This is a genomic window from Paraburkholderia denitrificans (assembly GCF_042655705.1).
Classification (GTDB): Bacteria; Pseudomonadota; Gammaproteobacteria; order Burkholderiales; family Burkholderiaceae; genus Paraburkholderia; species Paraburkholderia denitrificans.
In genome coordinates, this window is the sequence record NZ_JBHSMP010000013.1 from 531362 (window position 1) to 558225 (window position 26864).

Sequence of the window (26864 nt, forward strand, 5' to 3'; positions counted from 1 at the left end):
CGATGCGCGGGGGGAGTGGGGCTTGGGGCGTCGCGACAGGCCGGGATTGCGTGCTGCGCGCCGCGGATTCGATGTTGTTATTTTAGCCGCGCGCGGGGGTGCCACTTTATTTGCCCCTTTGCGGCCGTGTAGCGGCAAAGGGGCGTGTGCTGCAGGAAACGTTACTTCGGCTGAGGTGCAGAAGCCGGTGTGTCGCGCGGCGCCATGATCAGGGTGGCGGGCTTCACGGCGATCGGCGCCGACGACGACTGCTCGGGCTTCTGCTGCGCGAGGCGGCGCTCCATGAGCGACTTCGACACGACGACCGGCTTGCCCTGCAGCTTGTTCAGGGCCTGCTGGAGCATGAAGTCATCCTGCGTGCCGAACTCGACCGGCTTGCGGTCGCGGTCCTTCTGGCGCTGTTCCGGCGTCTTCTTGTCGTTCTGCTCTTCGAGCTGGCGCAGCATGTCCATGCGCTCCTGCTCGCGCAGGTCCTGCTCCTTCTTCTCGTTCGGATCCTGCGTGTTTGCGAGGTGGTTCGAGTAGTCGACTTCGCGCGTGACGAGTGCGTCGTCTGGATCGCCTTCGGCGTACTGGTCGACCGGATAGTCAGGACGGATGCCCTTGTTCTGGATCGAGCGGCCGCTCGGCGTGTAGTAGTACGCGGTCGTGAGGCGCAGCGCCGTGTCGGCCGTCATCGGGCGAACCGTCTGCACCGAACCCTTGCCGAAAGTCGTCTTGCCGACGATCAGCGCGCGCTTCTGGTCCTGCAGCGCGCCCGCCACGATTTCCGATGCCGACGCCGAATACGCGTTCGTCAGCACGATCATCGGCACGGTCCGGAACTCGGCCGCTTCGTTCTTCAGCGGATCGCCGTCGAACGACGGCAGGCGGTAGTTCTCGTAGGTGTCGCGATAGACCTGCTTGGAGTCCGGAATCTGGCCGTTGGTCGAAACCACGACCGAATCCGGCGGCAGGAACGCGCCCGCGACGCCGACTGCGCTTTGCAGCAGGCCGCCGCCGTTGTTGCGCAGGTCGAGGATGATGCCCTTGAGGTTCGGCTCCTGGCGCGCAATGTCTTGCAGCTTCGCCGCGAGGTCGGGGACCGTGCGCTCCTGGAAGCTCGTGATGCGGATATAGGCGTAGCCGGGCTGCACGATCTTCGACTTCACGCTCTGCACCTTGATGATGGCGCGCGTGACGGTGAGCGGGAAGGTGCGGTCGTCGGTCTTGCGGAAGATCGTGAGCGTGACCTTGGTGCCCGGCTCGCCGCGCATCTGCTTGACGGCCTGGTCGAGCGTCATGCCGCGCACGGGCTTATCGTTGATGCGCGTGATGAGGTCGCCCGGACGGATGCCGGCGCGGAACGCGGGCGTGTCCTCGATCGGCGAAATCACCTTGATGAGGCCGTCTTCCGATGAAATCTCGATGCCGAGGCCCGCGAAGCGGCCGCGAGTCTGTTCCTGCAGCTCCTGGTAGTCGGTCTTGTCCAGATACGAGGAGTGCGGATCGAGGCTCGACACCATGCCCTTGATCGCCGCGGTCAGCAGTTTCTTGTCGTCGACCGGCACGACGTACTCATGCTTGATCTGCCCGAACACTTCGGCGAAGAGCCGCAACTGGTCGAGCGGCAGCGGCTCGAGGGAGGTCTGCTGCGCCGAGGCGGAAATCTGCAACGTCGCAAATACGCCGGTTGCAAGGCCAGCGGCGATCAGGCCGATGTTTTTCAGTTTCTTTCGCATAGGGATTGTTGCGTGCGGTCTAAACGCACGTGACGGCGTCTTATGGAATAGCGATGGGCAAGTATAACTGCACACCTGTCGGGGGAGTGCGGCCAGTGCAACACGCACCGACGATTCCGGGTTCGACAGCGTGCAGTTCATGCGGTTCGCAAGAAACGGTATGACAAACCCTGGCTGGGCCGGAACTGGCGTGAAACTGTCGCGGGGCTGGCGGTTCTGCCGGTTAAGCAGGCGGAACGCGTCGTGGGGAAGCGGCTCGAATCCGCCCACCGTGAAGGCGGGCGGATTGCCGGGTCGGAAGCGAAAAAAACGATTGGAGCCCGGCAAGAGTCCTTCAAAAGCCCGGTAAAAACACCTGAAAGCCGGTGAAAGCGGGTCCATCAATGCGGCATGGGCCGCGCTTAACCCGCCTTGCCCTGGCTCGCGACCGCGGCTTGCGCCCTGGCGATCGCTTCGGCGTCGCCGAGGTAGTAATGCGTAATCGGCTTGAGGTTCTCGTCCAGTTCGTAGACGAGCGGCACGCCGTTCGGGATGTTCAGGCCGACGATGTCGTCGTCCGAAATGTTGTCGAGGTACTTCACCAGCGCGCGGATCGAATTGCCGTGGGCGGCGATCAGGATCTGCTTGCCCGACTTGATGGCCGGTGCAATCGACTCGTTCCAGATCGGCAGCACGCGTGCGACGGTGTCTTTCAGGCACTCGGCGAGCGGCAGCTCCTCGCGCCGGACCTTCGCGTAGCGCGGGTCGTTGTACGACGTGCGCGGATCGGTCTGATCGAGCGCGGGCGGCGGCGTGTCGTAGCTGCGGCGCCAGACGAGCACTTGCTCGTCGCCGTACTTCGCAGCGGTTTCGGCCTTGTTCAAGCCGGACAGTGCGCCGTAGTGGCGCTCGTTCAGGCGCCACGAATGCACGACCGGCAGGTACATCTGGTCCATTTCGTCCTGAACGAGCCAGAGCGTGCGGATCGCGCGCTTGAGCACCGACGTGTAGGCGATGTCGAATGCATAGCCGGATTCCGTGAGCAGGCGGCCTGCCTGCCGGGCTTCGCGGACGCCCTGTTCGGTGAGGTCGACGTCGACCCAACCGGTGAATCGGTTTTCCTTGTTCCACGTCGATTCGCCGTGGCGGATGAGCACGAGTTTGTACATGCGGATAAAGGCCGGTAGTGAGGAAGCGGTAAAACGGGGACGGGCGGCGCGCCGGAACATCCTGCGCAGCCGCACCCGGTACTTCATGCCTGCTTGAGGGGCGCGCAACGTGAGCGACGCGCCAGCAACGCGCCCGCGACAAGCGCTTATTTTATAATGGACAGGTTGCCCAATCTGGATTTCCCTCGATTTCTCTTTTTCCCGGCGAACCTTCCGTGACGTTCTTTACCAATTACATCAACCTTGTACTCATCGCGATCGTCCTCATATCCGGAGGGTTGCTCCTGTGGCCGACGCTTTCGCGCGGCGGGCGCCGCGGCGTCTCTGCCGCCGAGGCGACGCAGCTCATCAATCGCCGCAATGCGGTGGTGATCGACCTGCGTTCCGCGGACGACTTCGCGAAGGGACATCTGCCTTCGGCCCGCCAGATTGCATTTGGCGAGCTGGAAGCCAAGGTGGGCCAGTTCGTGAAGAACAAGAGCAATCCGGTATTGCTGGTCTGCCAGACGGGCCAGCAGTCGCACAAGGCGCTGCGCGTTGTGAAAGATGCCGGTTTTGCCGAAGTCCATGTCCTGGACGGCGGCGTGAACGCCTGGCAACAGGCCGGCATGCCGGTCGTGAAACAAGGAGGTTCGAAGTGAGCAAGGTGGTCATGTACAGCACCCAGGTGTGCCCGTATTGCCAGATGGCCGAACGTCTTTTAAAGTCGCGCGGCGTCGAACACATCGAGAAGGTGCTGATCGATCTGGAACCGGCCCGTCGCGAGGAAATGATGACCCGCACCGGCCGCCGGACCGTGCCGCAGGTTTTCATCGGCGAGACGCACGTGGGCGGTTTCGACGACCTCTCCGCGCTCGATCGCGCCGGCGGCCTGATGCCGCTGCTCGAAAAGGCGGCCTGAACGCAGCCTGAGCGCCGCCAGCCCGCAAGGGCGGCTGGCGCCGCGTGACATTTTTCCGCGTGGTTTTCGCGTGTACCAGCGGGCATGATGCCCGCGCGGCCCGTCGTGCCGCGCGGGCTTGCTGCTGTGCAGCGCCGCTTGCCGCGATGACCGCAGCGATGTCCGCAGCGAGTTCGCCGTGACGTCCGCAGTGATGTTCGCCGTGATGTTGTAAAGCACGCTGTACAGGTAGTTTGTAGTTTGCTGCTGCAATCCATTTAATCAGGGAAGCCAATCACCATGTCTGACGAGAACAACCAGCCGTTCTTCAACATCCAGCGCATCTACCTCAAGGACATGTCGCTCGAGCAGCCGAATTCGCCGGCCATCTTCCTTGAGCAGGACATGCCCTCGGTCGAAGTGGAAGTCGACGTCAAGGCCGAGCGCCTCGCCGATTCCGTCTACGAGATCATCGTCACGGGCACGGTCACCGCAAAGGTGAAGGACAAGGTTGCGTTCCTGATCGAAGCAAAGCAGGCTGGCATTTTCGACATCCGCAACATCCCGGAAGAGCAGCTCGACCCGCTCGTCGGCATTGCTTGCCCGACGATCCTGTTCCCGTACCTGCGCTCGAACATCGCCGATGCGATCACGCGTGCCGGCTTCCCGCCGATCCACCTCGCCGAGATCAACTTCCAGGCGCTCTACGAGCAACGCCTGCAGCAGATGGCTCAGCAAGACGGCGCCGCGCAAAGCACCGCCACGCATTGATCCCAGCCACCGGTGCGGAGTAACGCAATGAAAGTCGCCGTTCTCGGCGCCGGAGCGTGGGGCACCGCGCTGGCCGGACACCTGGCCCGCGCGCATGACACGGTGCTGTGGGCGCGCGACGCCACGCTCATCGGCGCCCTGCGCAATACGCATGAGAACGCCCGCTATCTCGCGGGTGTCTCGCTGCCGCGCGCGCTCCAATACGAAACGGATATCGCCGCCTCGCTCGACCATGCGTCGGACGAGGCGGCGCTCGTCGTTCTCGCGACGCCCGTGGCCGGCTTGCGCGACCTGTTGCGCACGATGCGCGACATGGGCCGCGTGCCCGCGCACTTCGTCTGGCTCTGCAAAGGCTTCGAGGCCGAGACGCAGCAGCTGCCGCATCAGGTCGTGGCGGCCGAGCTGCCCGATCACGGCAGCAACGGCGTGCTCTCGGGACCGAGTTTTGCGCGCGAAGTGGCCGCGGGGCTGCCCGTTGCGTTGACCGTCGCGAGCGCGTCGGCGGCTTGCCGCGAGCGCACGCTCGCCGCATTCCATCACCGTGCGATGCGCATTTACACCGGCGACGACGTGGTGGGCGTCGAGGTCGGCGGCGCGGTCAAGAATGTGCTCGCCATCGCCACCGGCATTTCGGACGGCCTCGGGCTCGGCCTGAATGCGCGGGCCGCGCTCATCACGCGCGGTCTCGCTGAGATGACCCGCCTTGGCGTGACGCTTTGCGGACGCGCGGAAACCTTCACGGGGCTCACGGGCCTCGGCGACCTCATTCTCACCGCCACGGGCGACCTGTCGCGCAACCGCACCGTGGGCATGCAGCTCGCGAGCGGCCGCACGCTCGACGACATTCTCGGCGCGCTCGGCCACGTTGCCGAAGGCGTGCGCTGCGCGCAGGCCGTGCTTGCCATCGCGCGCGAGCACGCTATCGAGATGCCGATCACGCAGGCGGTATGCGCCGTGCTGTTCGACGGCGTCGCGCCGCGCGACGCCGTGAGCGCGCTGCTCAGGCGCGACGCGAAGGCGGAGTAGGGCGCGCGCATACCGGACAAACTCGGACAAACCCGGACAACCCGGGCGCGCACTGCTCGCCGGCTGGAGGACGTAGAGGACGTGGAGGACGACATGCTCACCATCGGAATCTGCAGGATCGAGTCGCGCGTGGCCGATATCACCACGCTCGACGTCGATGCGATCGTCAACGCGGCGAATACTTCACTGCTTGGCGGCGGCGGCGTGGACGGCGCGATTCACCGCGCTGCCGGGCCGGATCTGCTGCACGAGTGCGAGACGCTCGGCGGCTGCGCGACCGGCGACGCCAAAATTACCCGCGGCTACCGTCTGCGCGCGCAGCACGTGATTCACACCGTCGGCCCGGTCTGGCACGGCGGCGGGCATGACGAGGCGCGGCTGCTGGCATCGTGCTATCAGCGCTCGCTTGCCTGCGCGCGTGCCGCCGACGTGCGCAGCATCGCGTTTCCGGCCATCAGTTGCGGCGTCTACCATTTTCCGGCCGACGACGCCGTTGCCATCGCCACGCAAACGGTGATCGTGGCGCTGCCGGATTACCCGGAACTCGAACGGATCATCTTCGCCTGCTTTGACGACGCGATGCACGCGCGTTACCAGCGCGAACTCGGCGCGCGCACGGGCAAACCCAAACCGTAACGCGGCTTCGTCTGTCTCTGTAACCGCCGCCGTATCCGCCCGTCTATTCGCCGCCAACGAACCCCGCCTGACGCCACGCTTCGAACACGACCACCGCGACCGTATTCGAGAGGTTGAGGCTGCGGTTGTCGGGCCGCATCGGCAGGCGCACGCGCTGGTCGTTCGGAAAGTGCGCGAGCACCGCGTCGGGCAGCCCGCGCGTCTCCGCACCGAACACGAACCAGTCGCCCGGCTGGAACGCGTGCGCGTGAAAACGCCCGGAGCCGCGCGTCGTGAACGCGAACATGCGCGACGGCTCGGGTGTTTCGGCGGCGAGGAAGGCGTCCCAGTTGCGGTGCACGTGCATCTGCGCGTACTCGTGATAGTCGAGGCCCGCGCGGCGCATTTTCGCGTCGTCGAGCGGGAAGCCGAGCGGCTCGATCAAATGCAGCCGCGCGCCCGTATTCGCGCACAGGCGAATCACGTTACCGGTGTTCGGCGGGATTTCCGGTTCGACGAGAACGACGTTGAACATGGTGATGAAAGTCGATTAAAAGCAGTTGTATTGCGCAGTTGCCCGGCGCGGTTGTGTCACGCAGTTGTATCTATTCAGCCCGTCAATCCTGCGACGTGCGCAGCGCGACGAAATTCGTCACGCGCCGTGCGCCGGCAGTCTTCAGCGTGCGCGCGAGCGCATCGAGCGTGGCGCCGGACGTCATCACGTCGTCGACCACGCCCACGTGCAGGCCGCGCACCGGCTTCGTCAGCGCAAACGCGCATTCCACGTTGCGTCGGCGCGCATTGCGGTCGAGCCGCGATTGCGCCGCCGTGTGGAGCGCGCGGCGCACGAGCGTCGCGTCTGCGCGCGTACCGAGTGTGCGCGCGAGCGGACACGCGATCTGCCACGCCTGGTTGTAGCCGCGCTCGATCAGCCGTTTGCGCGAGAGCGGCACGGGCACGAGCACATCGGGGTGGTCGGCGGGATCGAGCGCGTCCAGGGCGATCCGCGCAAGCTGCCCGGCGAACGCCGCACCCGCCGCGAGCTGCGCGCGGAATTTCAGGCCGAGCACCAGCAAGTCGAGCGGCGCACGATAGTCGCCCAACGCGAGCGTGGCGTCGAACGCGGGCGGCGTGTCCACGCAAGCGCCGCAACGGTAGCGCGGCCCATGCGCGGCGCGGCGCGCCCCCGCGAGCGGCATCGCACACACGGTGCAGCGCAGGCGCGGCTCGTTCCAGCAGAGCGCCGCGCAATCGGCACATAGTGTCGTGCGCGACAAATTGCCGCACAACACGCACAGATTGGGCAACGCGAACTGGGTCAGCCGGGGCCACTGCGCCCGTGCGACCTGAGAGACGCGCACGCCGACCCGATGGCTTTGACGGCATGTGCGACGGAGGGCGGGCAGTAAAACAGACGATGGCGGCATCGACGGACGGCCCGGGTGCGGACTCGCGAACTGAAAGCTTGGGAGTGAGCGAGTATACTTCGCACACTTCGCCAATACGACCGACATGTCCTTGTCTTCCCCCAGACCCGGCCGTCCGGCCTACGATCCCCGGCATTTGCGGCGGATTTTCGACCGCCGTGCCGCGACCTTCAATGAGGTCGCTTTCCTGCCACGAGAAATCGCTCAGCGCATGCGCGAGCGGCTCGACTACATCAAGATGACGCCTGCGAGCGTGCTCGACGCGGGCTGCGGCCCGGGCGAGGATCTGCCCGGCTTGCGTGAGCGCTTCCCCGAGGCGCCCGTCTTCGGCACCGATCTCTCCTTCGCGATGCTACAGCGCGCGCTGCGCCACGACGCGGGCGACACGAGCTGGCGGCGTTTCCTGCCGGCCTCGGTGGGGCGCGCGCTCGGCTCGCGCGGTCCGCGCTTCACGCAGGCCGACTTCGCCGAACTGCCGTTCCCGCATGGCACTTTCGAGCTGCTCTGGTCGAACCTCGCGCTGCACTGGCATCCGCGCCCGGACCTCGTGTTCGGCGAATGGCAGCGCGTGCTCAAGGTGAACGGCCTCTTGATGTTCAGCACGCTCGGCCCCGAGACATTCAACGAGCTGCGCGGCGCCTGGGCCGAAGTCGAGGCTGCGCACGGCGTGCCGACGCGCAAGCATGTGATCGACTTCGTCGACATGCACGATCTGGGCGACATGCTCGTCGAGAACGGCTTCGAGATTCCGGTCATGGACCAGGAGACGCTCACCGTCACCTATCGTTCGGCCGAGAAGCTGCTCGCCGATGTGCGCCGCTGGGGCGCGTATCCGTTCGAGCGCGAGGCCGGCATGGGCCACGCGGCGCGCCGCCTGCACCGCGCGTTCATCGCCGCGCTCGAAGCGCGCAAGCGCGACGACGGCACGATCCCGCTGACTTTCGAAGTCATCTATGGGCACGCCTGGAAGGCCGTGCCGCGCACCACCGCGGATGGGCACGGCATCATCCGGCTCGAAGACATCGGCCGCGGCCCGACAAGGAACCGCTGAAGCCGCTGAAGCACTGAAGCGATAGCGCGGCCTTTGCCGCGCCCGGGAATCCCGGCTGAACAGCCTTCAAAAGAATCGGCTAAAAGCCCGAAGATCCTTGACTGGCAAGGGTTTGACGGATATCAAGGTTGCCTTGCCGACACAGATGTTCGCGTTATAATGCGTCAGTTTGTCGCGCAAAGGTGCACCAATTCCGATGCGTGCGGTACCGATGCCTACAGAGTTGTGCGAGATTGTGCGAGGCGCCGGGCAGCGATAGTCTGAGGTTGTTGCAGTGCTGGGGGCGGGAGACAGCGATGCAGACGTCCGATCTGCTGGCGAGTCCGGAGCCGGTCCTGAAGGACTGGACCATGAAGCGCAACTGCTCGCTCTCCCCCAGGCAATTCATGTGCTTCTATGCTTCTCTGGCATTCGTATCCATCGCAATCGCCGTCCTGCTGTTGATCTACGGTGCCTGGCTGGTGTTGCCGTTCACTGGCATCGATCTGTTGGTGGTGGGGTGCGCCTTTGCCGTCTATGCGCGCCATGCTGTCGATTACGAACGAATCAGGCTGTATCCGAACCGGCTGGTGATCGAACAGGTAAGCGCGGATCTGCGCTCCCGGTTCGAATTCAATCCCCGCTGGGTCCGGGTCGAGCCGGGCGCGATGCTTCGCGATCCGGTGCGTCTCGTGTCCAGCGGCCAGTCGGTCGCTGTCGGGTTGCATTTGCCGCAGTATCGGCGTGCGCAGTTCGCGCGGGAACTGCGCGTGTGGCTCGCGTGCGGCGCCTGAGCGGTGCATTTCATCCCAGGGATTTGCCTGGGTGCCTGGCCGCCGTCCGTGCGCACGATGCGAAACCTTCCTGCGGGGTCGAGGGTTGGAATGGAAAATATGGGTAAGGAAGCGATGAAAACAATCAAGCGAACCCTTTCGGGCGTGCTGGCATCCTGCGGACTCCTGTTCGCTGGCGCGGCCCAGGCGGTGGGCGACAGTCCAGGCGGCCCGCGGGTCAACCAGATCAATCTGCAGCCGCCCGTGACCAAAATCGCGGAGCAACTCTACAACCTCCATACAACGATGCTGATCCTGTGCACCGTGATTTTTGTCGGTGTGTTCGGGGTCATGTTCTATTCGATCTTTGCGCATCGAAAATCGAAGGGCCATCAGGCCGCGCACTTCCACGAAAGCACCACCGTCGAAATCCTCTGGACCGTCGTGCCGTTCGTCATCGTCGTGCTGATGGCGCTGCCCGCGACCAAGGCCGTCGTCGCGATGAAGGACACGTCCAACGCCGACATCACGATCAAGGTCACCGGCTACCAGTGGAAGTGGGGCTACGACTACGTGAAGGGGCAGGGCGAGGGCATCAGCTACCTGTCGACGCTCAGCACGCCGCGTGAGGAAGTGAACGGCCAGATGCCGATCAGCGACACGTATCTGCAGGAAGTCGACAATCCGCTCGTCGTCCCGGTCGACAAGAAGATCCGCATCATCACCACCGCGAACGACGTCGTGCACTCGTGGTATGTGCCCGCCTTCGGCGTGAAGCAGGATGCGATTCCGGGCTTCGTGCGCGACACGTGGTTCAAGGCCATCAAGACCGGCACGTATCGCGGTTTCTGCACGGAACTGTGCGGCAAGGAGCACGCGTTCATGCCGGTCGTGGTCGAAGTGCTCTCGCAGGACGACTACGCGAAATGGGTTGAGACGCAGAAGGCGAAGATGGCGTCCGCCGCCGACGATCCCAACAAGACCTACACGCTCGCCGAACTGAAGGAGCGCGGCGAGAAGGTGTACATGTCGAACTGTGCGGTCTGCCACCAGCCGACCGGCAAGGGCGCGGGCGCATTCCCGGCGCTCGACGGCAGCAAGGTCGCGAACGGTCCGATCGGCGCGCACGTGAGCCTCGTGCTGCACGGCAAGAATGCGATGCCCACGTGGGGGGCGGTGCTCAACGACGTCGAGATCGCTTCGGTCATCACCTTCGAGCGCAATTCGTGGGGTAATCACACGGGCGACATTCTGCAGCCGCGACAGGTGACCGATGCGCGCAACGGCAAGCTGCCCGAAGGCGGCGACCATACGGCCGACGCGGGCGCTGCGGGCGCCGGGACTGCGGCGGCTGCCTCGGGCGCGGAGGCTGCGAGCGGCGCGGCGGTGAGCGGCTCAGGCGGTGCAAGCGGTGCAAGCGGCGCTGTCGCGGCATCGGGTGCGGTGCAGACGAACGCATCGCTGCCGGCCAGCGTCTATTTCGACATCGGCAAGAGCACGCTGCCTGCCGACGCGAAGGACGCGATTGCGGCGGCCGCCGACTACGCGAAGGCTCACCCGGAGGCGAAGTTCACGCTCTCGGGCTACACCGACGCGAGCGGCAACGCCCACGCCAACGAGGAACTCGCGAAACATCGTGCACAAGCGGTACGCGACGCGCTGAAGGCCGCGGGCATTGCAGACGATCACATCATTCTCAAGAAGCCTGAAACTGTCACCGGTGGCGGCAATGCCAAGGAAGCGCGACGAGTAGAGATCAACGCGGCAGCCTGAACGGTCGACCCGGTACGCAACGCAGCATTCGATCCAGGAGGAAGTCATGTCTAGTATTGGACACGATGTCGCGGGCCACGGTCACGTTCACGGCGACCATGCGCACGCGACGCCCCACGGCTGGCGACGCTGGCTGTTCGCGACCAACCACAAGGACATCGGAACGCTGTATCTGATCTTCTCGTTCACGATGTTCCTGTCCGGCGGCGTCATGGCGCTCGCTATCCGCTCCGAGCTGTTCGAGCCGGGCCTGCAGATCATGCGGCCGGAGTTCTTCAACCAGCTCACCACAATGCACGGCCTCATCATGGTGTTCGGCGCGATCATGCCGGCGTTCGTCGGCTTCGCGAACTGGATGGTGCCGCTGCAGATCGGCGCGTCGGACATGGCGTTCGCGCGCATGAACAACTTCAGCTTCTGGCTTCTTCCTGCCGCCGCGTGTCTGCTCGTCGGTTCGTTTTTCGCGCCGGGCGGCGCGACCGCCGCGGGCTGGACGCTCTACGCGCCGCTCTCGACGCAGATGGGCCCCGGCATGGACTTCGCGATCTTCGCGGTGCACATCATGGGCGCCTCGTCGATCATGGGCAGCATCAACATCATCGTGACGATCCTGAATCTGCGCGCGCCGGGCATGACGCTCATGAAGATGCCGATGTTCGCGTGGACATGGCTCATCACCGCGTACCTGCTGATCGCCGTGATGCCGGTGCTCGCGGGCGCGATCACGATGCTCCTGTTCGATCGCCACTTCGGCACGAGCTTCTTCAACGCGGCGGGCGGCGGCGATCCGGTGATGTACCAGCACATTTTCTGGTTCTTCGGCCACCCCGAGGTCTACATCATGATCCTGCCCGCGTTCGGGATCATCTCGCAGGTGATTCCGGCGTTCGCGCGCAAGCCGCTGTTCGGCTATAGCTCGATGGTCTACGCCACGGCATCGATCGCGATTCTCTCGTTCATGGTCTGGGCGCACCACATGTTCGCGACCGGCATGCCGGTGACGGGCCAACTGTTCTTCATGTACGCCACGATGCTGATCGCCGTGCCGACCGGCGTGAAGGTGTTCAACTGGGTCGCCACGATGTGGCGCGGCTCGCTCAGCTTCGAAACGCCGATGCTGTTCGCGATCGGCTTCCTGCTCGTGTTCACGTTCGGCGGCCTCTCGGGCCTCATGCTCGCGATGGCGCCGCTCGACATCCAGTATCACGGCACCTACTTCGTCGTCGCGCACTTCCACTACGTGCTCGTGGCGGGTTCGCTCTTCGCGCTCTTTGCGGGGTGGTACTACTGGTCGCCGAAATGGACCGGCTGGATGTACAACGAAACGCGCGGCAAGATCCATTTCTGGTGCTCGCTGATCTTTTTCAACCTCGCGTTCCTGCCGATGCACTTCGTCGGCCTCGCCGGGATGCCGCGCCGCTACGCGGACTATCCGGCGCAGTTCACCGACTGGAACCAGGTGATCACGATCGGCGCATTCGGTTTCGGGCTTTCCCAGGTGTATTTCCTGTTCGCGGTGGTGCTGCCCGCCTATCGCGGCGGCGGCGAGCTGGAACCGGCGCCGGATAAGCCGTGGGACGGTGCAACGGGCCTCGAATGGACCGTGCCGAGCCCGGCTCCGTTTCACACGTTCGAGAACCCGCCGACGGTCGAGTAATCCGTCGACGGGCGAGGTCCGAACACCCGGCTGTGTACGCGCGGCGCGCACAGTCGGGGAAGAAAAGCAGGGGAAGAACAACGGGAAGCGTCGCAAATCAGGACAACGCAGCGCCATTTGCAGCGAGCAGTCAAACACGCATGAACCGGAATTCACAAAAAAAACGAACGCCCGGGCAAATCCGCGCGGGCAACCTGCGACTCGGCCTGATCCTGCTCGCCGTCGTCGTCGTCTTTTTTGTGAGCGCCATCGTCAAGCAGGTGTATTTCGGCGGACATTGAGCCGGTGCGTCCTGCGAAGAACGTAAGAGGTAGTCCGATGCCCACGCAACCAACGCGCAGCGACCGCGCCTTCAACCGTTCGATGCTCATCAAGCTCGTGATCGTGGCGATCCTGATGTTTGGCTTCGGATTCGCGCTCGTGCCGATGTATCGGACGCTCTGCCAGATCACGGGCATCAACAACCTCGTACAGCGCGACGCCACCGAGCGCGACGCGCGCAACATGCAGGTGGACACGACGCGCACGGTGTCGGTCGAGTTCGACGCGAACGCGCACGGGCTGCTCGCCTTCAAGCCGGAACAGTCGAACCTCGACGTGCATCCTGGCGAAGTGATGACCGTGATGTACGACTTGTCGAATAACGAAGGGCGCACGGTGAACGCGCAGGCGATCCCGAGCTACGCGCCGAAGCAGGCGACCGAGTACTTCCGCAAGATCGAGTGCTTTTGCTTCACGCAGCAGACGCTGAAGGCGGGCGAATCGCGGCGCATGCCGGTGGTGTTCGTGATCGATCCGAAATTGCCAAAAGACGTAAAGACGATCACGCTGTCGTACACGTTCTTCGAATTGAATACGCCGACGGCGGCGAACATGCCGCCATCGGCACAGGGAACCGGCGCCGGCACGTAAAGCAGGCAGGGCGCGGCGGATCGTGCAACACGGCATAACACGGCGTATGGAGACGACGCCCATGAACGGCGGTACGGACGGTAATGGCGGCGCAGGAAAGAAGAAGAGCAGCTTCCTGCAGCTTTGCAAGGCGGTTGCGTGGTCATTCATGGGCGTGCGCAAACGCGCGGATCTCGAGTCCGACGCGGCGCAGCTTCACCCGCTCGCGCTGATCATTGCAGGGGTGCTGGGCGCGGCTATCTTCGTCGGCGTGCTGCTGCTGGTCGTGCACGCGGTGGCGGGGTAGCGAGCGAAGACGCCCGACGATGCCTGACGTTGCTCGCAGCGCGCAGCACGAAGGCATGGCGAAGACAGAAAACCGGAATATTTACGGAGCAACTGGAAATTGGAGAATCAGGTATGAGCGGCCAAAACGATAGCCCGTACTACTTCATTCCGCACCCGTCGCGGCATCCGATCAGCGCGTCCATCGGCCTTCTCGTCATGCTCGCGTCGCTCGCCTCGTGGATCAACGGCGAATCCTGGGGGCCGATCGGCGTAGCGATCGGCCTGCTCTGGGTGCTCTTCACGCTGTGGCACTGGTTCGGCGACGCCATCGCCGAATCGGAAGGCGGCATGTACGGCAAGCGCGTCGATGCGTCGTACCGCTGGAGCATGAGCTGGTTCATTTTTTCCGAGGTGATGTTCTTCGGCGCATTCTTCGGCGCGCTCTTCTACGCGCGCGCGATCGCGCTGCATCAACTCGGCAGCCTCGACTACAAGCTGATCTGGCCGGACTTCACGGCGGTGTGGCCGAACACGGGGCCGGGCGAGCTGGTCTCGCAGTTCCGCTCGATGACGCCGTGGCCGGTGCCGACGATCAACACGGCGCTGCTGCTCTCGTCGGGTGCGACGCTCACCGTCGCGCACCACGCGCTGCGCGAGAATCACCGCACCAAGGCCATTGCCTGGCTTGCCGGGACGATCGTGCTGGGGCTGAGCTTCCTCTGCCTGCAGGCATTCGAATACATTCACGCCTACACCGAATTGAATCTCACGCTGGCATCGGGCATTTACGGCTCGACGTTCTTCCTGCTGACCGGCTTTCACGGGTTTCACGTGTTTCTCGGCGGCACGATGCTGACGGTGGTGATGATCCGGCTGATTCGTGGGCATTTCACGGCCGAGCATCACTTCGCATTTGAAGGCGCGGCGTGGTATTGGCACTTCGTCGACGTCGTGTGGCTCGGCCTGTACATCGTCGTGTACTGGCTGTAGGCGCTATAGGGGCTGTAGGCGAAAGCGACGCTACGCGCGGCGCGGACGACGAATCCGCGCCCTGCGTGAAGCCGGAAAAAGAGTAGAAGAGCCGGATGACACACCGCGGACACACCGCGGACGCGCCGCGGCCGACTTCGTCGGCGCGGCGTTTTGTCTTTGCGGGCCGTGCGCGCATACGCGTGATCTGCGCGATCCTAGCGGCCGTACGGAATGCCGGTTGACTGGATCCAGCCCATCCAGTGCGCAAAAAGGATGAAGAGGAAGAGTGAGATGGAGAGCCCGACGCGCGTCGCGAGCGACCAGACCATCCTTTTGGTGCGACCGCGGTCATGCATCATGAAGTAAAGTGCGCTGATCAAGCTCGCAATGATCAATGCAAACGCAATAGGAACGAGGATGTGCATGAAGTTCACGGAATCCGCCATGCCTGAAAGCTATGGCTTCATTATGTCACCGCGTGCTGGCGGACGGCGGCCGATCGATTTTCGCATGGGACGTGCGCGATGAAGATCCGACTCGTTCCCGTATTGCTGATTATGTTCGTCATGGCGGTGACGATCCGGCTCGGCTTCTGGCAGCGCGACCGCGCGCATCAGAAGGAAGCGCTGCAGGCGCACATCGAAAGCAACGAATCGGCGCCGCCGCTTGCCGTGGGCGCGACGCCGCTGCCGCTCAAGGGAGTCGAATTCCACCGGGTGCGCGCGACCGGCACGTTCATGCCCGAGCTCACCGTGTACCTCGACAACCGGCCGTACAACGACCAGCCGGGCTTTTACGTCGTGATGCCGCTCAAGCTGCGGGACGGCGGCTATGTGCTCGTGAACCGGGGCTGGCTGCCGCGCAACTATGAAGATCGCACCGTGATCGCGCCCTTCGACACGCCTTCCGGACAGGTCGAAGTGGAGGGCATCGCGCGCGCGGATGCCACACGCGCCTATGATTTGGGAGCGGACGACTCTGCGCTGCATCAAAAGATACGGCAAAATCTCGACGTTACGTCGTATGCGACGGAAATCGGACTGCCGCTTCAGCCGTTCGTGATCCAGCAGACAGCCTTTGTGCCAGCGGCGAAAGACGGTCTTGTGCGCGATTGGCCGCAGCCGAATTTCGACGTCGACCGCAACTATGGCTACATGCTCCAGTGGTGGGGAATGGCTGCCGCAGCGCTTGTTTTTGGCCTTTATGCGGGCCGTCGCGCTGCGACAAAAGAGCGCAGCGCGGGTAGCGATCAGACCGCGAAGGGGATCTGACGATTCGCCGGAATGGTGATTCGCGCTGCTGATATCGCGTGGCGCGAATTGCACGGGCCTGCCAGGACAATACGCGCTGCCTTCGCAACACATCAACAAAAGGAAGAGGTTCGAGCAGTGTCGACACAAACCCCCCGTTCGCCACAGGCTGGCAGCGACACCGCGCCCCTTCGCGCGGCGGGCTCGCCTATGCGTCCGGACGGCGCTGCGGCGAGCGCGCGGCGGGGGAGCCGCTGGACGTTTTGGCTGATCGCGCTGATCTGCGCGGCGCCCATCGCGATCTCGTACTTCGCGTATTACGTGATCAAGCCGAAGGGCGGTTCGACGAGCTACGGCACGCTCATCGAGCCGCAGCGCCCGATTCCCGATGCGCTGACCGTGACCGGCGACGACGGCCAGACGATCCCGCTCTCGTCACTGCGCGGGCACTGGCTGATGATTTCGGTCGATGGCGGCGCGTGCGGCGAGCCCTGCGCGACCAAGCTTTATTTCATGCGCCAGGTGCGCGCGACGCAGGGCGCGGAGCGCGAGCGCGTCGAGACGCTCTGGCTGCGCACCGACGACGCACCGGTCGCGCAGGTGCTGAAAACCGCATACCCCGACACGCGCATGCTGCGCGCCGATCCGGCGGCGCTCGTGCAATGGCTGCCCGCCGCGCAAGCGATGAAGGACACCGATCACATCTACCTCGTCGATCCGAACGGCAATCTGATGATGCGTTTTCCGGCGCACCCGGATCCGTCGAAGATCAAGGGTGACGTGACGAAACTGCTGAAGTGGTCGCGCATTGGATAAGGCGCGGCGCACGCTTTTAACGCTGACAAGGTAAGGAATGTTCATACTGGAGCTGGGTCTGATCGGTCTTTGCATCGCGCTGCTGCCGCTCTCCTGGGTGTGGGTGAAAGCCGACGACAACAAGTTCCGCAAGCTCGTTTGGGTGACGACGTTCATGACGCTCGACCTCGTGATGTTCGGCGGATTCACGCGGCTCACCGACTCCGGCCTCGGCTGCCCGGACTGGCCGGGATGCTATGGCACGTCGTCGCCGTTTATCGCGCACGCGCAGATTGCCGCCGCGTATGCGGCGATGCCCACCGGCCCGGTCAGCCTCTCGAAGGCGTGGATCGAGATGATCCACCGTTATTTCGCCATGTCGATCGGCGTGCTGATCATCGCGCAGACGGCGATTGCCTGGCGCGCGCGCATCAAGCGCCTGCCCCTCTCGGTTTCGCCCTGGTGGCCGACGGCGCTGCTCGGGCTGATACTCGTGCAGGGTATCTTCGGCGCATGGACCGTCACGATGAAGCTGCAGCCGATCATCGTCACCACGCACCTGTTGCTCGGGCTCGCGCTGCTCGGCACGCTCGGCTGGCTCGCGGCGCGCATCACGCCGCTGCCTGCCTACGAACCCGAGACCGGCAGCTGGCGCGCCGCGGCGCTTGCGGCGCTCGCGTTGCTCGTGGCGCAGATCGCGCTCGGCGGCTGGGTGAGCACGAACTACGCGGTGCTCGCCTGCACGGATTTCCCGACCTGCAACGGCGCGTGGATTCCGCCGATGGATTTCCATCACGGTTTCCATCTGTGGCGCGCACTCGGCATGGACGGCAACGGCGACGTCATCACCCAGGATGCGCTCGTTGCAATCCACTGGACGCACCGGACGTTCGCATTCGTGGTGATCGCTTATCTGGTATGGTTAGCCTTCAGGTTGAGACGCTTCGAATCGCTACGGCGTCCTGCAAATTGGGTTCTTGTCGTAGTCCTGATTCAGTTTTTGACGGGGCTGTCGAACATCGTGCTGCAATGGCCGCTTGCCATCGCAGTGGCGCATAACGGCGGGGCAGCGATCATGCTGCTTCTTGTCGTCATGCTAAACTTTCGAATCGCTTACAGCCGTTCCGGCCGCGCCGTTCTGTCAGCGCGCGACGCCGCACCGGCCTAATCCGCCCATATGGAAAGCACAACCTTCTCCCACACCCCCGGCAGCCGGATCTCGCAATACGTCGCGCTCACGAAGCCGCGCGTGACCCAGCTTGCGGTGTTCTGCGCCGTGATCGGCATGTTCCTCGCCGTGCCTGGCATGGTGCCCTGGAAAGTGCTGATCGGCGGCACGATCGGCATCTGGCTCACGGCCGGTGCTGCATTCGCCATCAACTGTCTTGTCGAGCAGAAAGTCGACGCGATGATGCGCCGGACCGCCTGGCGTCCGTCGGCGCGCGGCGAGATTTCGAGCGCGCAGATCCTGCTGTTCTCGGCCGTGCTCGGCGCCATCGGCATGTGGACGCTCTACACGTTCACGAATGCCCTCACGATGTGGCTCACGTTCGGCACGTTCGTCGGCTACGCGATCATCTATACACTGCTGCTCAAGCCCGCCACGCCGCAGAACATCGTGATCGGCGGCGCTTCGGGCGCCATGCCGCCCGCGCTTGGCTGGGCGGCCGTCACCGGCCACGTGCCCGGCGACGCCTGGATTCTCGTGCTGATCATCTTCGTCTGGACGCCGCCGCACTTCTGGTCGCTCGCGCTCTACCGCCGCAAGGACTACGAAAACGCGGGCCTGCCGATGCTGCCCAACACGCATGGCGAAGCCTATACGCGCCTGCATATCCTGCTCTACACGGTGATCCTGTTCGCGGTCACGCTCATGCCGTTCATCTCGGGCATGAGCGGCGTCGTGTATCTCACCGTGGCGGTGCTGCTCGGCATGGCGTTCCTCGGCTACGCGTGGAGAATCTACCGCGAGTATTCGGATGCGCTCGCACGGAAGACTTTCCGCTATTCGATCGTTTATCTCTCAGTGCTCTTTGCAGCGCTGCTCGTCGACCACTACGTTCGCGTTCTGATAGGGGCGTGACAGCAATCAGGCTCATGATCCGTAATAAATTCACGCGCTTCGGGCGCACCTCGCTCGTGGCGCTCGCCACGGTTTGCGCCCTCGGCGCTGGCGTAATGACCGCGGGGTGCGGTCAGCAGGCGCCGTCGTTCACGAACCTCGACATCACCGGCAATACGCAATTCGGCAAGGATTTTTCGCTGCCGGACTCGGGCGGCACCATGCGCTCGCTCGCCGACTACAAGGGCAAGGTTGTCGTGCTGCTGTTCGGTTATACGCATTGCCCGGACGTCTGCCCGACCACCCTGGCCGAACTTTCACAGGCGCTCCAGCAACTCGGGCCGGATGCCGCGAAGCGTGTTCAGGTGCTGTTCGTCACCGTCGATCCTGAGCGCGATTCGGCCCAACTCCTCGGCCAATACGTGAGTGCGTTCAATCCGACCTTCGTCGGCCTGCATCCCGCCAACGACGGCCAGCTCAAGCAGATTGCGAGGGACTTCCGCGTGTACTACGCGAAGGTGCCGGGCGCAACGCCTGGCAACTACACGATGGACCACACGGCCGCGGGCTACGTGTTCGACTCGACCGGCAAGCTGCGGCTTTTCGCTCGCGACGCGCAGGGCGCGACGCCCTGGGTTCACGACCTGAAGCTGCTGCTCGACTAGGCGCACGGACTCAATCGCCGGAAATATCGGTATGTGATTTCGGTATTTCACGTACCTGGCCACCTGTGAGACCATTTGGACCCGCTGGCGGAGCGCACACAATGCGGTTCTGGCTGGCCATATTGAAATAACAAGCAGGAATACTTTCTCCATGCAGCGCAGAATTCTGATCAAGACCCTCCTTGCCGGCTTTGCCGCCACCACGCTCGCCACCAGCTTCGGCGCCCACGCCGACGACCAGACCATCAAGGTTGGCACCGTCTCCGGTCCGGACGCGCTAGTCTGGAACGTCGTCCAGAAAGTCGCGAAGCGCGAAGGCCTGAACGTCAAGGTCATCGAGTTCAACGACTACGTCCAGCCGAACGCCGCGCTCGACGCGGGCGACCTCGACGCCAACAGCTTCCAGCACCAGCCGTACCTCGACAGCCAGGTCAAGCAGCGCGGCTACAAGATCGTGACCGCGGGCCTGACCTATATCTCGCCGATGGGCGCGTATTCGAAGAAGCTGAAGTCGCTGAACGATCTGCCGCAAGGTGCGAAGGTCGCGGTGCCGAACGATCCGTCGAACGAGAACCGCGCGCTGCTGCTGCTGCAGAACAAAGGCGTGATCAAGCTGCGCGCGGGCGCCGGCGCGAACGGCAACAACGCGACGCCGCTCGACGTCGCCGCGAATCCGAAGAAGGTGAAGCTCGTCGAACTCGACGCTGCGCAATTGCCGCGCGCGCTCGGCGACGTGGATGCCGCCATCATCAACACGAACTACGCGCTCGCCGCCGGCATGCAGCCGACCAAAGACGCGATTGCGCTGGAAGACATCCGCAGCCCGTACGCGAACGTGATCGCCGTGCGCATCCAGGACAAGGACAAGCCCTGGGTGAAGAAGCTGGTCGCGGCCTATCAGTCGGAAGACGTGCGCCAGTTCATCAAGAACGAGTTCAAGGGTTCGATGGTTCCGTCGTTCTGATTGGTATCTCTGCGATACCTCTGCGTGCAGCGCGTTGCTGCATGCAGTGCTCGTAAAGAACCGCGGCTTGTGCCGCGGTTTTTTTTTGCCCCGCATGAAGACACCTGCCGGATGCCCGGAAGCGGGTGTGTCGAGCGCTCGCATGGCGGTCCGTAGGGACATCAGTCGAATCTTTCCGATAACACCAATACCAGACCATTCTGGTCTTGTTATGGTCCTACTAGGCAGCTCTTTTTTGGAGAACCAGGGGAAAGTCCCAATGCGCCAAGTCGTCGCGTGAAAGGCGATAAAAGCAGTATATGTATTTGATTTTAATGATTTTAATGGGGCTTATAGCCGCGCAGCGCCCTGCTGTTGACTGGTTTTATGCTGGTTATATAATGGGCTCGCCCTAGAGCCCGGATACGCGCATCCCGCGCGCCGACGCCCCCACGATCCCCCCACTGGCTGGAATCCCATGGAAACCCGTTGGTCTGCCCTGATGCCCGACGCGCGCAATGTGACGCCGCTCTATCTGCAGCTTGCGCGCAACCTTGCCACGGCGATTCATTGCGGCGTGTGGTCGGCTGGCGAGGCGCTGCCTTCGGAGCGCTCGCTTTCCGATGCCATTGGCGTCTCGCGCATCACCGCACGTAAGGCGATCGAACTGCTCGTGGAGCAGGGTCTGATCCGGCGCGCGCGCGGCGCGGGCAGCTTCATCACGCCGCGGGTCGAAGATCCGCTGTCGCGTCTGACCGGTTTCACGAAGAAGATGGAGCAGCGCGGCTTCACGCCGGATTCGGTGTGGCTCGCGCGCGAAGTGCGCCCCGCGCACCGCGAGGAGATCGTGCAGCTGGGTCTCTCGCCGGGCGCGTCGGTGACGAGCCTGCGCAGGCTGCGCCGCGCCGACGGCATCGTGATGGCCGTCGAGCATTCGGCGCTGCCGGTTTCGATCGTGCCGGACCCGGAGGCCGTCGACACGTCGCTCTACGCGTTTCTGGAGCAGTGCGGCGCGCCGGTTGTGCGCGCGCTGCAGCACTTTCGCGCGGTCAATGCGACGGGCGAGATCGCCGCGCTGATGGGCGTCGAGCTGCGCGCGGCGTTGCTCGTCATCACCCGCGTGGGCTTTTCGGCCGACCAGCGCGCGATCGAATTGACGGACACGTATTGCCGCGACGGCTACTACGACTTCGTTGCGGATCTGCGCCAATGAGCGCCTGCGCCCGAGCGAGTGGGCATGCAGCGCCACTGGACAGATCACGCATGCTAGCCCCGGACATGACGCCTCGTGCCTCGTCGCAACCTGGCGGAATCCGGAACAGATTCTGAAAGACATTCGGGAAGATATTCATGCTGAGCGGAAACATACTCACCCCTGAAGGCTGGATCTACGGCACGCTGTCGTTCGAGAGCGGGCGCATCACGTCGATCAGCGGCAATGCGGCGGATCCGGCGAACAACGACGCGCCCTACATCCTGCCGGGCTTTATCGATCTGCACGTTCACGGCGGCGGCGGAGCCGACGTGATGGAGGCGGGCGACGCCATCGAAACCATCACGCGCACGCACGCGCGCTTCGGCACGACGAGTCTGCTTGCGACCACGATGACCGCGCCGCGCGACGAACTCATGAGCGTCGTGACGGGGCTCGGCGATGTCGCGCGCACGCGCACGCCGGGTGGTTCGCGCGTGCTCGGCGTGCACCTGGAGGGGCCGTACATCAACCCGGGCAAGCTGGGCGCGCAGCCGGACGCGGCGGTATCGGCGGTACTCGCCGAAGTGCTCAAGTACCTGTCGATCGCGCCGATCCGCGTCGTGACCGTCGCGCCGGAAATCGCGGGCCACATCGAGATCATTGCGGAGATGGCGGCGCGCGGCGTGCGCGTGCAGCTCGGCCACTCGCTCGCGACCTACGACGACGGCGTCGCCGCCCTCAAGCACGGTGCGCGCGGCTTCACGCACCTTTTCAACGCGATGTCGCCGCTCCATCACCGCAATCCGGGTCTCGTGGGCGCGGCGCTCGCTCATGCCGAATACGCGGAGATCATCCCCGATCTGCTGCACGTCCATCCCGGCGCGATCCGCGCCGCGATGCGCGCGATTCCGCGCCTCTACGTGGTCACCGACAGCACGTCGGCGACCGGCATGCCCGACGGCGAATACCGTCTTGGCAGCCAGCACGTGACCAAGTGCCTCGGCGGCGTGCGTCTTGCCGACGGCACGCTCGCAGGCAGCACGCTGACCATGGATCAGGCGCTGCGCAACCTCGTTTCGCTCGGCTTCCCGATCGCCGATGTTTCGATGCGTCTGTCGCGCTACGCGGCCGACTATCTCGGCATCGAGGATCGCGGACGCCTCGCACGCGGCGCATGGGCCGACATTGTCGTGTTCGACCGCGAACTGGCACTCGCCGCAACCTATGTCGAAGGAGAATCGATTGTCGAATATGCTTAAGGAAGCGCTGGCCTCGTCCAGCATCGTCGCCATGCAGCTCGCGGACACCTCGCGTGTCGAGGCGCTGGCGCAGGCGCTCGATGCCGAACCGCGTCAGGTGGCGCTCACCGTCGCGCGCGGCAGCTCGGATCACGCGGCAAGCTATTTCGCCGCGCTCACGATGAGCCGCATCGGCGTGCCGGTCGCCTCGATTCCGATGTCGATTGCCACGCTTCAGCAGGCGCCGCTACGCGTACGCGGCCAGTTCGCTCTTGCTTTTTCCCAATCAGGCAGGAGTCCTGATCTTGTCGAGACGATGCGCGTGCTGCATGAGGCGGGCGCGCTGACGGCGGCTGTGGTCAACGTGCCGGGTTCGCCGCTTGCCGAAGCCGCCGGCATCGAGCTGCCGCTCCAGGCCGGTGCGGAGCTGAGCGTCGCGGCCACGAAGAGCTATATCGCGATGCTGTCGCTTGCGGCGCAACTCGTGGCGTTCTGGCAGCGCGATGCGGCATTCGTCGACGCGCTGCGCGCACTGCCCGATGCGCTCGAACGCGCGGGCAACCTCGACTGGTCGAAGGCCGTGGACGAACTGCGCGACGTGTCGCAGATGATCGTGATCGGCCGTGGGGCGGGCCTCGCCATCGCCCAGGAAGCGGCGCTCAAGCTCAAGGAGACCTCGGGCATCCAGGCCGAGGCGTTTTCGAGCGCGGAGGTGCGTCACGGCCCGATGGAGCTGATCGACCGCGACTATCCGCTGCTCGTGTTCGCACCGCGCGGACCGGAGCAGGCGGGCCTGATCGGTCTCGCGCGCGACATGACAAAGCGCGGCGCACGCGTGCTGCTGGCCGCGCCCGCCGACGTGCCCGATGCGACGCTGCCGCTCGCGACCACCGCCGATCCGGCACTCGATCCGGTCGCCGCGATTCTTTCGTTCTACGTGATGGCGGCTGGCCTTGCCGCCGCGCGCGGCCGCAACCCCGACGAGCCGCGTTACCTGAACAAAGTCACCGAAACACACTAGATTGGAAAACTGATGGAGCGCATCCTGGAGTCCCGTCTGATGAATCCCGTTGAACCCGCCGCGGGCGACGTTGTGCTTGTCTCGCCTCTCACCGGGCCGGTCGTGCCGCTTGCCGACGTGCCCGATCCGGTGTTTTCGGAAGGTATGTTCGGCGATGGGATCGGCATCGATCCGCTCGTCGGGCGGCTCGTCGCACCGTGCGACGGCATCGTCATGCACCTCGCACGCACCGGTCACGCCGTCACGCTGCAAACGGCCGAGGGCGCGCAGGTGCTCGTGCACATCGGCATCGACACGGTCGAACTGCACGGCAACGGCTTCAAGCCGAAGGTCGCGCAGGGCGCGCACGTGCATCGCGGCGATCTGCTGATCGAATTCGATCTCGATGTCGTTGCGTGCGAGGCGCGGAGCCTCATTTCGGTCGTGGCGATTGCGAACTCCGAAGCGTTCGACGTGATTTCGCGTGCGCCAGCGGGCAACGTGGAGGCGGGCGTGACGCCGCTGCTCGTGCTGCGCCCGCGCGCCAGCGCCGAACCGGCGGCGGACGGTGCGTGGCCTGTCGTCACGGAAGCGCGCAAGAGCGTGACGCTCGCCCATGCAGGGGGCCTGCACGCACGGCCTGCCGCGCGGGCGCGCCAGGCTGTGCGAGCGTTCGACGCACGCGTGGAAGTGCGCTTTGGCGAGCACAAGGCTGCCATCGAGAGCGTGGTTGGCCTCCTCGCGCTCGGCGCAGGCGAAGGCGCGACTATCGAAGTGGTCGGCATGGGCCACGACGCGCAGCAGGCCGTCGACGCGGTCGTCAACGAACTCATGCGCGAAGCGCCGGGCGAGACCGGTGAGGCGCCCGCGCGGCAACTCTCGCCTGCGCCGCGCGCGGCCGCAAGCGCATCGCCCGCGACGGCCGCGAGCGCCGGTGCGCGCACGCTCGTCGGCGTGTGCGCGGCGCCGGGCGTGGCGGTGGGTACGCTGGTGCACTGGGGCGACGCGGAAATCGTGCCGCCCGAACTCGCGAGCGGCAGCCTCTCGGCTGAGAGCCGCGCGCTCGACAAGGCCATCGCGGCCGTCGACGCGGAACTGAACAGCGCTGTGCGCGCCGCCTCGCAGCGCGGCGCCATCGGCGAAGCGGGCATTTTCACGATGCATCGTGTGCTGCTCGAAGATCCGACGCTTGTCGACGCCGCACGCGACCTGATCAGCCTCGGCAAGAGCGCGGGCTTCGCGTGGCGCGAAGCAATTCGCGCGCAGATCGCGGTGCTCGGCAAGGTCGAAGATCCACTGCTCGCCGAGCGTGCCGCCGATCTGCGCGACCTCGAAAAGCGCGTGCTGCGCTTGCTCGGTTACGCGAACACAGCCGTTCGGACGCTGCCTGACGAAGCCGTGCTTGCCGCCGACGAATTCACGCCGTCCGACCTCGCGACGCTCGACCGTAAGCGCGTCACGGCGCTGGTCATGGCGCGCGGCGGCGCGACTTCGCATGCGGCGATCATCGCGCGCCAGGCGGGCATTGCGGCGCTCGTCGCGGTGGGCGATGCGCTGCGCACGATTCCGGACGGCACGCAGGTCGTCGTGAACGCGGGTGAGGGCCAGCTTGCCTACGCGCCGAGCGCACTTGACATCGAACATGCGCGCAGCGAGCGCCAGCGCCTCGAAGGCGTGCGCGAAGCCAACCGGCGCACGTCGCAGGAGGCGGCGACGACGCGCGACGCCCGGGCAATCGAAGTCGCAGCGAATATCGCGACGCTCGACGACGCCAACGCAGCCGTCGACAACGGCGCGGACGGCGTGGGCCTGTTGCGCACCGAACTGATGTTCATCCATCGCCAGGCGGCGCCGAGCGTCGAAGAGCATCGCCAGAGCTATCAGGCGATTGTCGATGCGCTCGCGGGGCGCACGGCGATCATCCGCACGCTCGACGTGGGCGCCGACAAAGAGGTCGATTACCTGACGCTGCCGCCCGAGCAGAATCCCGCGCTGGGCCTGCGCGGCGTCCGTCTCGCGCAGGTGCGCCCCGATCTGCTCGACGACCAGTTGCGCGGCCTCGTTGCCGTACGTCCGGCGGGCGCGGTGCGCATCCTGTTGCCGATGGTTACCGATGTCGGCGAACTCGTGCGCCTGCGCGCGCGTATCGACAACTTCGCGTGCGAGCTGGGCCGCACCGAGCCGATCGAGGTGGGCGTGATGATCGAGGTGCCGTCGGCGGCGTTGCTGGCCGATCAGCTTGCGCAGCACGCGGATTTCTTCTCGATCGGCACGAATGACCTCACGCAGTACACGCTCGCGATGGACCGCTGCCAGCCCGATCTCGCGGCCCAGGCGGACGGCCTGCACCCGGCTGTGCTGCGACTCGTCGCGGCGGCGGTGCAGGGCGCAGAAAAGCACGGCAAGTGGGTCGGCGTCTGCGGTGCGCTGGCGGGCGATCCGCTTGCGGTGCCGCTGCTCGTCGGGCTCGGCGTGACGGAGCTGTCCGTCGATCCGGTGTCCGTGCCCACGATCAAGGCGCGCGTGCGCAACCTCGACTGGCAGCAGTGCCGACAGCGTGCGCAGGATGCGCTCGCGCTCGAATCGGCGCAGGCCGTGCGCGCGTTGAGCACCGCCGTCTGGCCGCTCGACTGACCGGCAATCCCACCATTACCACCAACCCGTCAGCGCGCACGGTGTGCCGTACGCGCTGACGCTTCGCAACACCCAACCGACGTCACCAACGTCACCAAATAAACCGGGAC

At 64.9% G+C, this 26864-nt stretch carries 28 protein-coding genes; 23 read left to right on the top strand and 5 right to left on the bottom strand.

What is annotated here, in order from left to right; translation table 11 throughout:
• Positions 1-161: 161 nt before the first annotated feature.
• Together ACFPTO_RS11900 and gpmA are read right to left on the bottom strand one after the other, a co-directional pair.
• The gene (locus ACFPTO_RS11900) at positions 162-1721 is read right to left on the bottom strand and encodes a S41 family peptidase (protein WP_377711549.1); all 1560 of its coding nucleotides are present in this window, start codon (positions 1719-1721) and stop codon (positions 162-164) included.
• Between the two features lie 401 nt (positions 1722-2122).
• Positions 2123-2869 (bottom strand): 2,3-diphosphoglycerate-dependent phosphoglycerate mutase, encoded by a 747-nt coding sequence (gpmA, locus tag ACFPTO_RS11905; protein ID WP_377711550.1) that lies wholly within the window; start codon positions 2867-2869, stop codon positions 2123-2125.
• A 215-nt stretch (positions 2870-3084) separates the two neighbouring features.
• On the opposite strand from gpmA, the gene ACFPTO_RS11910 reads away from it, so the two are divergent.
• From ACFPTO_RS11910 to ACFPTO_RS11930, 5 genes are all read left to right on the top strand, one after another.
• Positions 3085-3510 carry a rhodanese-like domain-containing protein gene (locus ACFPTO_RS11910; RefSeq protein WP_296653181.1) on the top strand — a complete coding sequence of 142 codons (426 nt, stop codon included), beginning with the start codon at positions 3085-3087 and terminating at the stop codon, positions 3508-3510.
• Positions 3507-3770, top strand: coding sequence for a glutaredoxin 3 (grxC, locus tag ACFPTO_RS11915; protein WP_377711551.1), 264 nt, complete (start codon positions 3507-3509; stop codon positions 3768-3770). Before ACFPTO_RS11910 ends, grxC begins: the two co-directional genes overlap by 4 nt.
• Positions 3771-4049: 279 nt before the next feature.
• Positions 4050-4520: a protein-export chaperone SecB gene (secB, locus tag ACFPTO_RS11920; RefSeq protein WP_377711552.1), complete on the top strand. Its 471-nt coding sequence runs from the start codon at positions 4050-4052 to the stop codon at positions 4518-4520.
• 27 nt (positions 4521-4547) lie between these two features.
• Positions 4548-5546: an NAD(P)H-dependent glycerol-3-phosphate dehydrogenase gene (locus tag ACFPTO_RS11925; RefSeq protein WP_377711553.1), complete on the top strand. Its 999-nt coding sequence runs from the start codon at positions 4548-4550 to the stop codon at positions 5544-5546.
• 93 nt (positions 5547-5639) lie between these two features.
• Entirely contained in the window at positions 5640-6182 is a 543-nt protein-coding gene (locus ACFPTO_RS11930) for an O-acetyl-ADP-ribose deacetylase (protein WP_377711554.1), read from the top strand.
• 43 nt (positions 6183-6225) lie between these two features.
• Here ACFPTO_RS11930 and trmL read toward each other — a convergent pair whose 3' ends face one another.
• On the bottom strand, positions 6226-6696 hold the full coding sequence (gene trmL, locus ACFPTO_RS11935) for a tRNA (uridine(34)/cytosine(34)/5-carboxymethylaminomethyluridine(34)-2'-O)-methyltransferase TrmL (RefSeq protein ID WP_377711555.1): 471 nt from the start codon (positions 6694-6696) through the stop codon (positions 6226-6228).
• An 82-nt stretch (positions 6697-6778) separates the two neighbouring features.
• Positions 6779-7588 carry a ComF family protein gene (locus tag ACFPTO_RS11940; protein ID WP_377711556.1) on the bottom strand — a complete coding sequence of 270 codons (810 nt, stop codon included), beginning with the start codon at positions 7586-7588 and terminating at the stop codon, positions 6779-6781.
• An 85-nt stretch (positions 7589-7673) separates the two neighbouring features.
• On the opposite strand from ACFPTO_RS11940, the gene ACFPTO_RS11945 reads away from it, so the two are divergent.
• The 8 genes from ACFPTO_RS11945 to ACFPTO_RS11980 all read left to right on the top strand — a co-directional run bounded on the left by ACFPTO_RS11945 (position 7674) and on the right by ACFPTO_RS11980 (position 14990).
• A complete protein-coding gene (locus ACFPTO_RS11945; RefSeq protein WP_377711557.1) occupies positions 7674-8639 on the top strand; it encodes a methyltransferase domain-containing protein in 966 nt (321 codons plus the stop codon).
• Positions 8640-8935: 296 nt separating this feature from the next.
• On the top strand, positions 8936-9412 hold the full coding sequence (locus ACFPTO_RS11950) for a DUF2244 domain-containing protein (RefSeq protein WP_377711558.1): 477 nt from the start codon (positions 8936-8938) through the stop codon (positions 9410-9412).
• A gap of 90 nt (positions 9413-9502) precedes the next feature.
• A complete protein-coding gene (coxB, locus tag ACFPTO_RS11955) occupies positions 9503-11164 on the top strand; it encodes a cytochrome c oxidase subunit II (protein WP_377711559.1) in 1662 nt (553 codons plus the stop codon).
• Positions 11165-11210: 46 nt separating this feature from the next.
• The gene (ctaD, locus tag ACFPTO_RS11960; RefSeq protein WP_377711560.1) at positions 11211-12821 is read left to right on the top strand and encodes a cytochrome c oxidase subunit I; all 1611 of its coding nucleotides are present in this window, start codon (positions 11211-11213) and stop codon (positions 12819-12821) included.
• Between the two features lie 140 nt (positions 12822-12961).
• Positions 12962-13102, top strand: coding sequence for a cytochrome oxidase small assembly protein (locus tag ACFPTO_RS11965; protein WP_293042669.1), 141 nt, complete (start codon positions 12962-12964; stop codon positions 13100-13102).
• A gap of 37 nt (positions 13103-13139) precedes the next feature.
• A complete protein-coding gene (locus tag ACFPTO_RS11970; RefSeq protein ID WP_377711561.1) occupies positions 13140-13733 on the top strand; it encodes a cytochrome c oxidase assembly protein in 594 nt (197 codons plus the stop codon).
• A 61-nt stretch (positions 13734-13794) separates the two neighbouring features.
• Positions 13795-14019: a DUF2970 domain-containing protein gene (locus ACFPTO_RS11975; RefSeq protein WP_377711562.1), complete on the top strand. Its 225-nt coding sequence runs from the start codon at positions 13795-13797 to the stop codon at positions 14017-14019.
• Positions 14020-14132: 113 nt separating this feature from the next.
• Positions 14133-14990 (top strand): cytochrome c oxidase subunit 3, encoded by an 858-nt coding sequence (locus tag ACFPTO_RS11980; protein ID WP_377711563.1) that lies wholly within the window; start codon positions 14133-14135, stop codon positions 14988-14990.
• 197 nt (positions 14991-15187) lie between these two features.
• Here the strand turns inward: ACFPTO_RS11980 and ACFPTO_RS11985 are convergent, their stop codons facing one another.
• A complete protein-coding gene (locus ACFPTO_RS11985; RefSeq protein ID WP_293042704.1) occupies positions 15188-15397 on the bottom strand; it encodes a twin transmembrane helix small protein in 210 nt (69 codons plus the stop codon).
• A 99-nt stretch (positions 15398-15496) separates the two neighbouring features.
• On the opposite strand from ACFPTO_RS11985, the gene ACFPTO_RS11990 reads away from it, so the two are divergent.
• The 10 genes from ACFPTO_RS11990 to ptsP all read left to right on the top strand — a co-directional run bounded on the left by ACFPTO_RS11990 (position 15497) and on the right by ptsP (position 26754).
• Positions 15497-16243 carry an SURF1 family protein gene (locus ACFPTO_RS11990; RefSeq protein ID WP_377711564.1) on the top strand — a complete coding sequence of 249 codons (747 nt, stop codon included), beginning with the start codon at positions 15497-15499 and terminating at the stop codon, positions 16241-16243.
• 117 nt (positions 16244-16360) lie between these two features.
• Positions 16361-17038 carry an SCO family protein gene (locus ACFPTO_RS11995; protein WP_377711565.1) on the top strand — a complete coding sequence of 226 codons (678 nt, stop codon included), beginning with the start codon at positions 16361-16363 and terminating at the stop codon, positions 17036-17038.
• 37 nt (positions 17039-17075) lie between these two features.
• Positions 17076-18185 carry a COX15/CtaA family protein gene (locus ACFPTO_RS12000; RefSeq protein WP_377711566.1) on the top strand — a complete coding sequence of 370 codons (1110 nt, stop codon included), beginning with the start codon at positions 17076-17078 and terminating at the stop codon, positions 18183-18185.
• Positions 18186-18194: 9 nt separating this feature from the next.
• Entirely contained in the window at positions 18195-19100 is a 906-nt protein-coding gene (gene cyoE / locus ACFPTO_RS12005; RefSeq protein ID WP_377711567.1) for a heme o synthase, read from the top strand.
• Positions 19101-19114: 14 nt separating this feature from the next.
• Entirely contained in the window at positions 19115-19744 is a 630-nt protein-coding gene (locus ACFPTO_RS12010; RefSeq protein ID WP_377711568.1) for an SCO family protein, read from the top strand.
• 151 nt (positions 19745-19895) lie between these two features.
• Entirely contained in the window at positions 19896-20708 is an 813-nt protein-coding gene (locus tag ACFPTO_RS12015; protein WP_377711569.1) for a MetQ/NlpA family ABC transporter substrate-binding protein, read from the top strand.
• 457 nt (positions 20709-21165) lie between these two features.
• Positions 21166-21900, top strand: a complete 735-nt coding sequence (locus tag ACFPTO_RS12020) for a GntR family transcriptional regulator (RefSeq protein ID WP_377711570.1) — start codon at positions 21166-21168, stop codon at positions 21898-21900.
• Positions 21901-22037: 137 nt separating this feature from the next.
• On the top strand, positions 22038-23141 hold the full coding sequence (nagA, locus tag ACFPTO_RS12025; RefSeq protein ID WP_377711571.1) for an N-acetylglucosamine-6-phosphate deacetylase: 1104 nt from the start codon (positions 22038-22040) through the stop codon (positions 23139-23141).
• Positions 23134-24141, top strand: coding sequence for an SIS domain-containing protein (locus ACFPTO_RS12030; protein WP_377711728.1), 1008 nt, complete (start codon positions 23134-23136; stop codon positions 24139-24141). Before nagA ends, ACFPTO_RS12030 begins: the two co-directional genes overlap by 8 nt.
• Positions 24142-24153: 12 nt before the next feature.
• On the top strand, positions 24154-26754 hold the full coding sequence (ptsP, locus tag ACFPTO_RS12035; RefSeq protein WP_377711572.1) for a phosphoenolpyruvate--protein phosphotransferase: 2601 nt from the start codon (positions 24154-24156) through the stop codon (positions 26752-26754).
• Positions 26755-26864: the final 110 nt, after the last annotated feature.

What these genes read in the sequence shown, in the direction of transcription:
- ACFPTO_RS11900 (WP_377711549.1), bottom strand. Translation starts at nt 1,721, where the DNA reads ATGCGAAAGAAACTGAAAAACATCGGCCTGATCGCCGCTGGCCTTGCA.
- gpmA (WP_377711550.1), bottom strand. Translation starts at nt 2,869, where the DNA reads ATGTACAAACTCGTGCTCATCCGCCACGGCGAATCGACGTGGAACAAG.
- secB (WP_377711552.1), top strand. Translation starts at nt 4,050, where the DNA reads ATGTCTGACGAGAACAACCAGCCGTTCTTCAACATCCAGCGCATCTAC.
- ACFPTO_RS11925 (WP_377711553.1), top strand. Translation starts at nt 4,548, where the DNA reads ATGAAAGTCGCCGTTCTCGGCGCCGGAGCGTGGGGCACCGCGCTGGCC.
- ACFPTO_RS11930 (WP_377711554.1), top strand. Translation starts at nt 5,640, where the DNA reads ATGCTCACCATCGGAATCTGCAGGATCGAGTCGCGCGTGGCCGATATC.
- trmL (WP_377711555.1), bottom strand. Translation starts at nt 6,696, where the DNA reads ATGTTCAACGTCGTTCTCGTCGAACCGGAAATCCCGCCGAACACCGGT.
- ACFPTO_RS11940 (WP_377711556.1), bottom strand. Translation starts at nt 7,588, where the DNA reads ATGCCGCCATCGTCTGTTTTACTGCCCGCCCTCCGTCGCACATGCCGT.
- ACFPTO_RS11945 (WP_377711557.1), top strand. Translation starts at nt 7,674, where the DNA reads ATGTCCTTGTCTTCCCCCAGACCCGGCCGTCCGGCCTACGATCCCCGG.
- ACFPTO_RS11950 (WP_377711558.1), top strand. Translation starts at nt 8,936, where the DNA reads ATGCAGACGTCCGATCTGCTGGCGAGTCCGGAGCCGGTCCTGAAGGAC.
- coxB (WP_377711559.1), top strand. Translation starts at nt 9,503, where the DNA reads ATGGAAAATATGGGTAAGGAAGCGATGAAAACAATCAAGCGAACCCTT.
- ctaD (WP_377711560.1), top strand. Translation starts at nt 11,211, where the DNA reads ATGTCTAGTATTGGACACGATGTCGCGGGCCACGGTCACGTTCACGGC.
- ACFPTO_RS11965 (WP_293042669.1), top strand. Translation starts at nt 12,962, where the DNA reads ATGAACCGGAATTCACAAAAAAAACGAACGCCCGGGCAAATCCGCGCG.
- ACFPTO_RS11970 (WP_377711561.1), top strand. Translation starts at nt 13,140, where the DNA reads ATGCCCACGCAACCAACGCGCAGCGACCGCGCCTTCAACCGTTCGATG.
- ACFPTO_RS11975 (WP_377711562.1), top strand. Translation starts at nt 13,795, where the DNA reads ATGAACGGCGGTACGGACGGTAATGGCGGCGCAGGAAAGAAGAAGAGC.
- ACFPTO_RS11980 (WP_377711563.1), top strand. Translation starts at nt 14,133, where the DNA reads ATGAGCGGCCAAAACGATAGCCCGTACTACTTCATTCCGCACCCGTCG.
- ACFPTO_RS11985 (WP_293042704.1), bottom strand. Translation starts at nt 15,397, where the DNA reads ATGCACATCCTCGTTCCTATTGCGTTTGCATTGATCATTGCGAGCTTG.
- ACFPTO_RS11990 (WP_377711564.1), top strand. Translation starts at nt 15,497, where the DNA reads ATGAAGATCCGACTCGTTCCCGTATTGCTGATTATGTTCGTCATGGCG.
- ACFPTO_RS12000 (WP_377711566.1), top strand. Translation starts at nt 17,076, where the DNA reads ATGTTCATACTGGAGCTGGGTCTGATCGGTCTTTGCATCGCGCTGCTG.
- cyoE (WP_377711567.1), top strand. Translation starts at nt 18,195, where the DNA reads ATGGAAAGCACAACCTTCTCCCACACCCCCGGCAGCCGGATCTCGCAA.
- ACFPTO_RS12010 (WP_377711568.1), top strand. Translation starts at nt 19,115, where the DNA reads ATGATCCGTAATAAATTCACGCGCTTCGGGCGCACCTCGCTCGTGGCG.
- ACFPTO_RS12015 (WP_377711569.1), top strand. Translation starts at nt 19,896, where the DNA reads ATGCAGCGCAGAATTCTGATCAAGACCCTCCTTGCCGGCTTTGCCGCC.
- ACFPTO_RS12020 (WP_377711570.1), top strand. Translation starts at nt 21,166, where the DNA reads ATGGAAACCCGTTGGTCTGCCCTGATGCCCGACGCGCGCAATGTGACG.
- nagA (WP_377711571.1), top strand. Translation starts at nt 22,038, where the DNA reads ATGCTGAGCGGAAACATACTCACCCCTGAAGGCTGGATCTACGGCACG.
- ACFPTO_RS12030 (WP_377711728.1), top strand. Translation starts at nt 23,134, where the DNA reads ATGCTTAAGGAAGCGCTGGCCTCGTCCAGCATCGTCGCCATGCAGCTC.
- ptsP (WP_377711572.1), top strand. Translation starts at nt 24,154, where the DNA reads ATGGAGCGCATCCTGGAGTCCCGTCTGATGAATCCCGTTGAACCCGCC.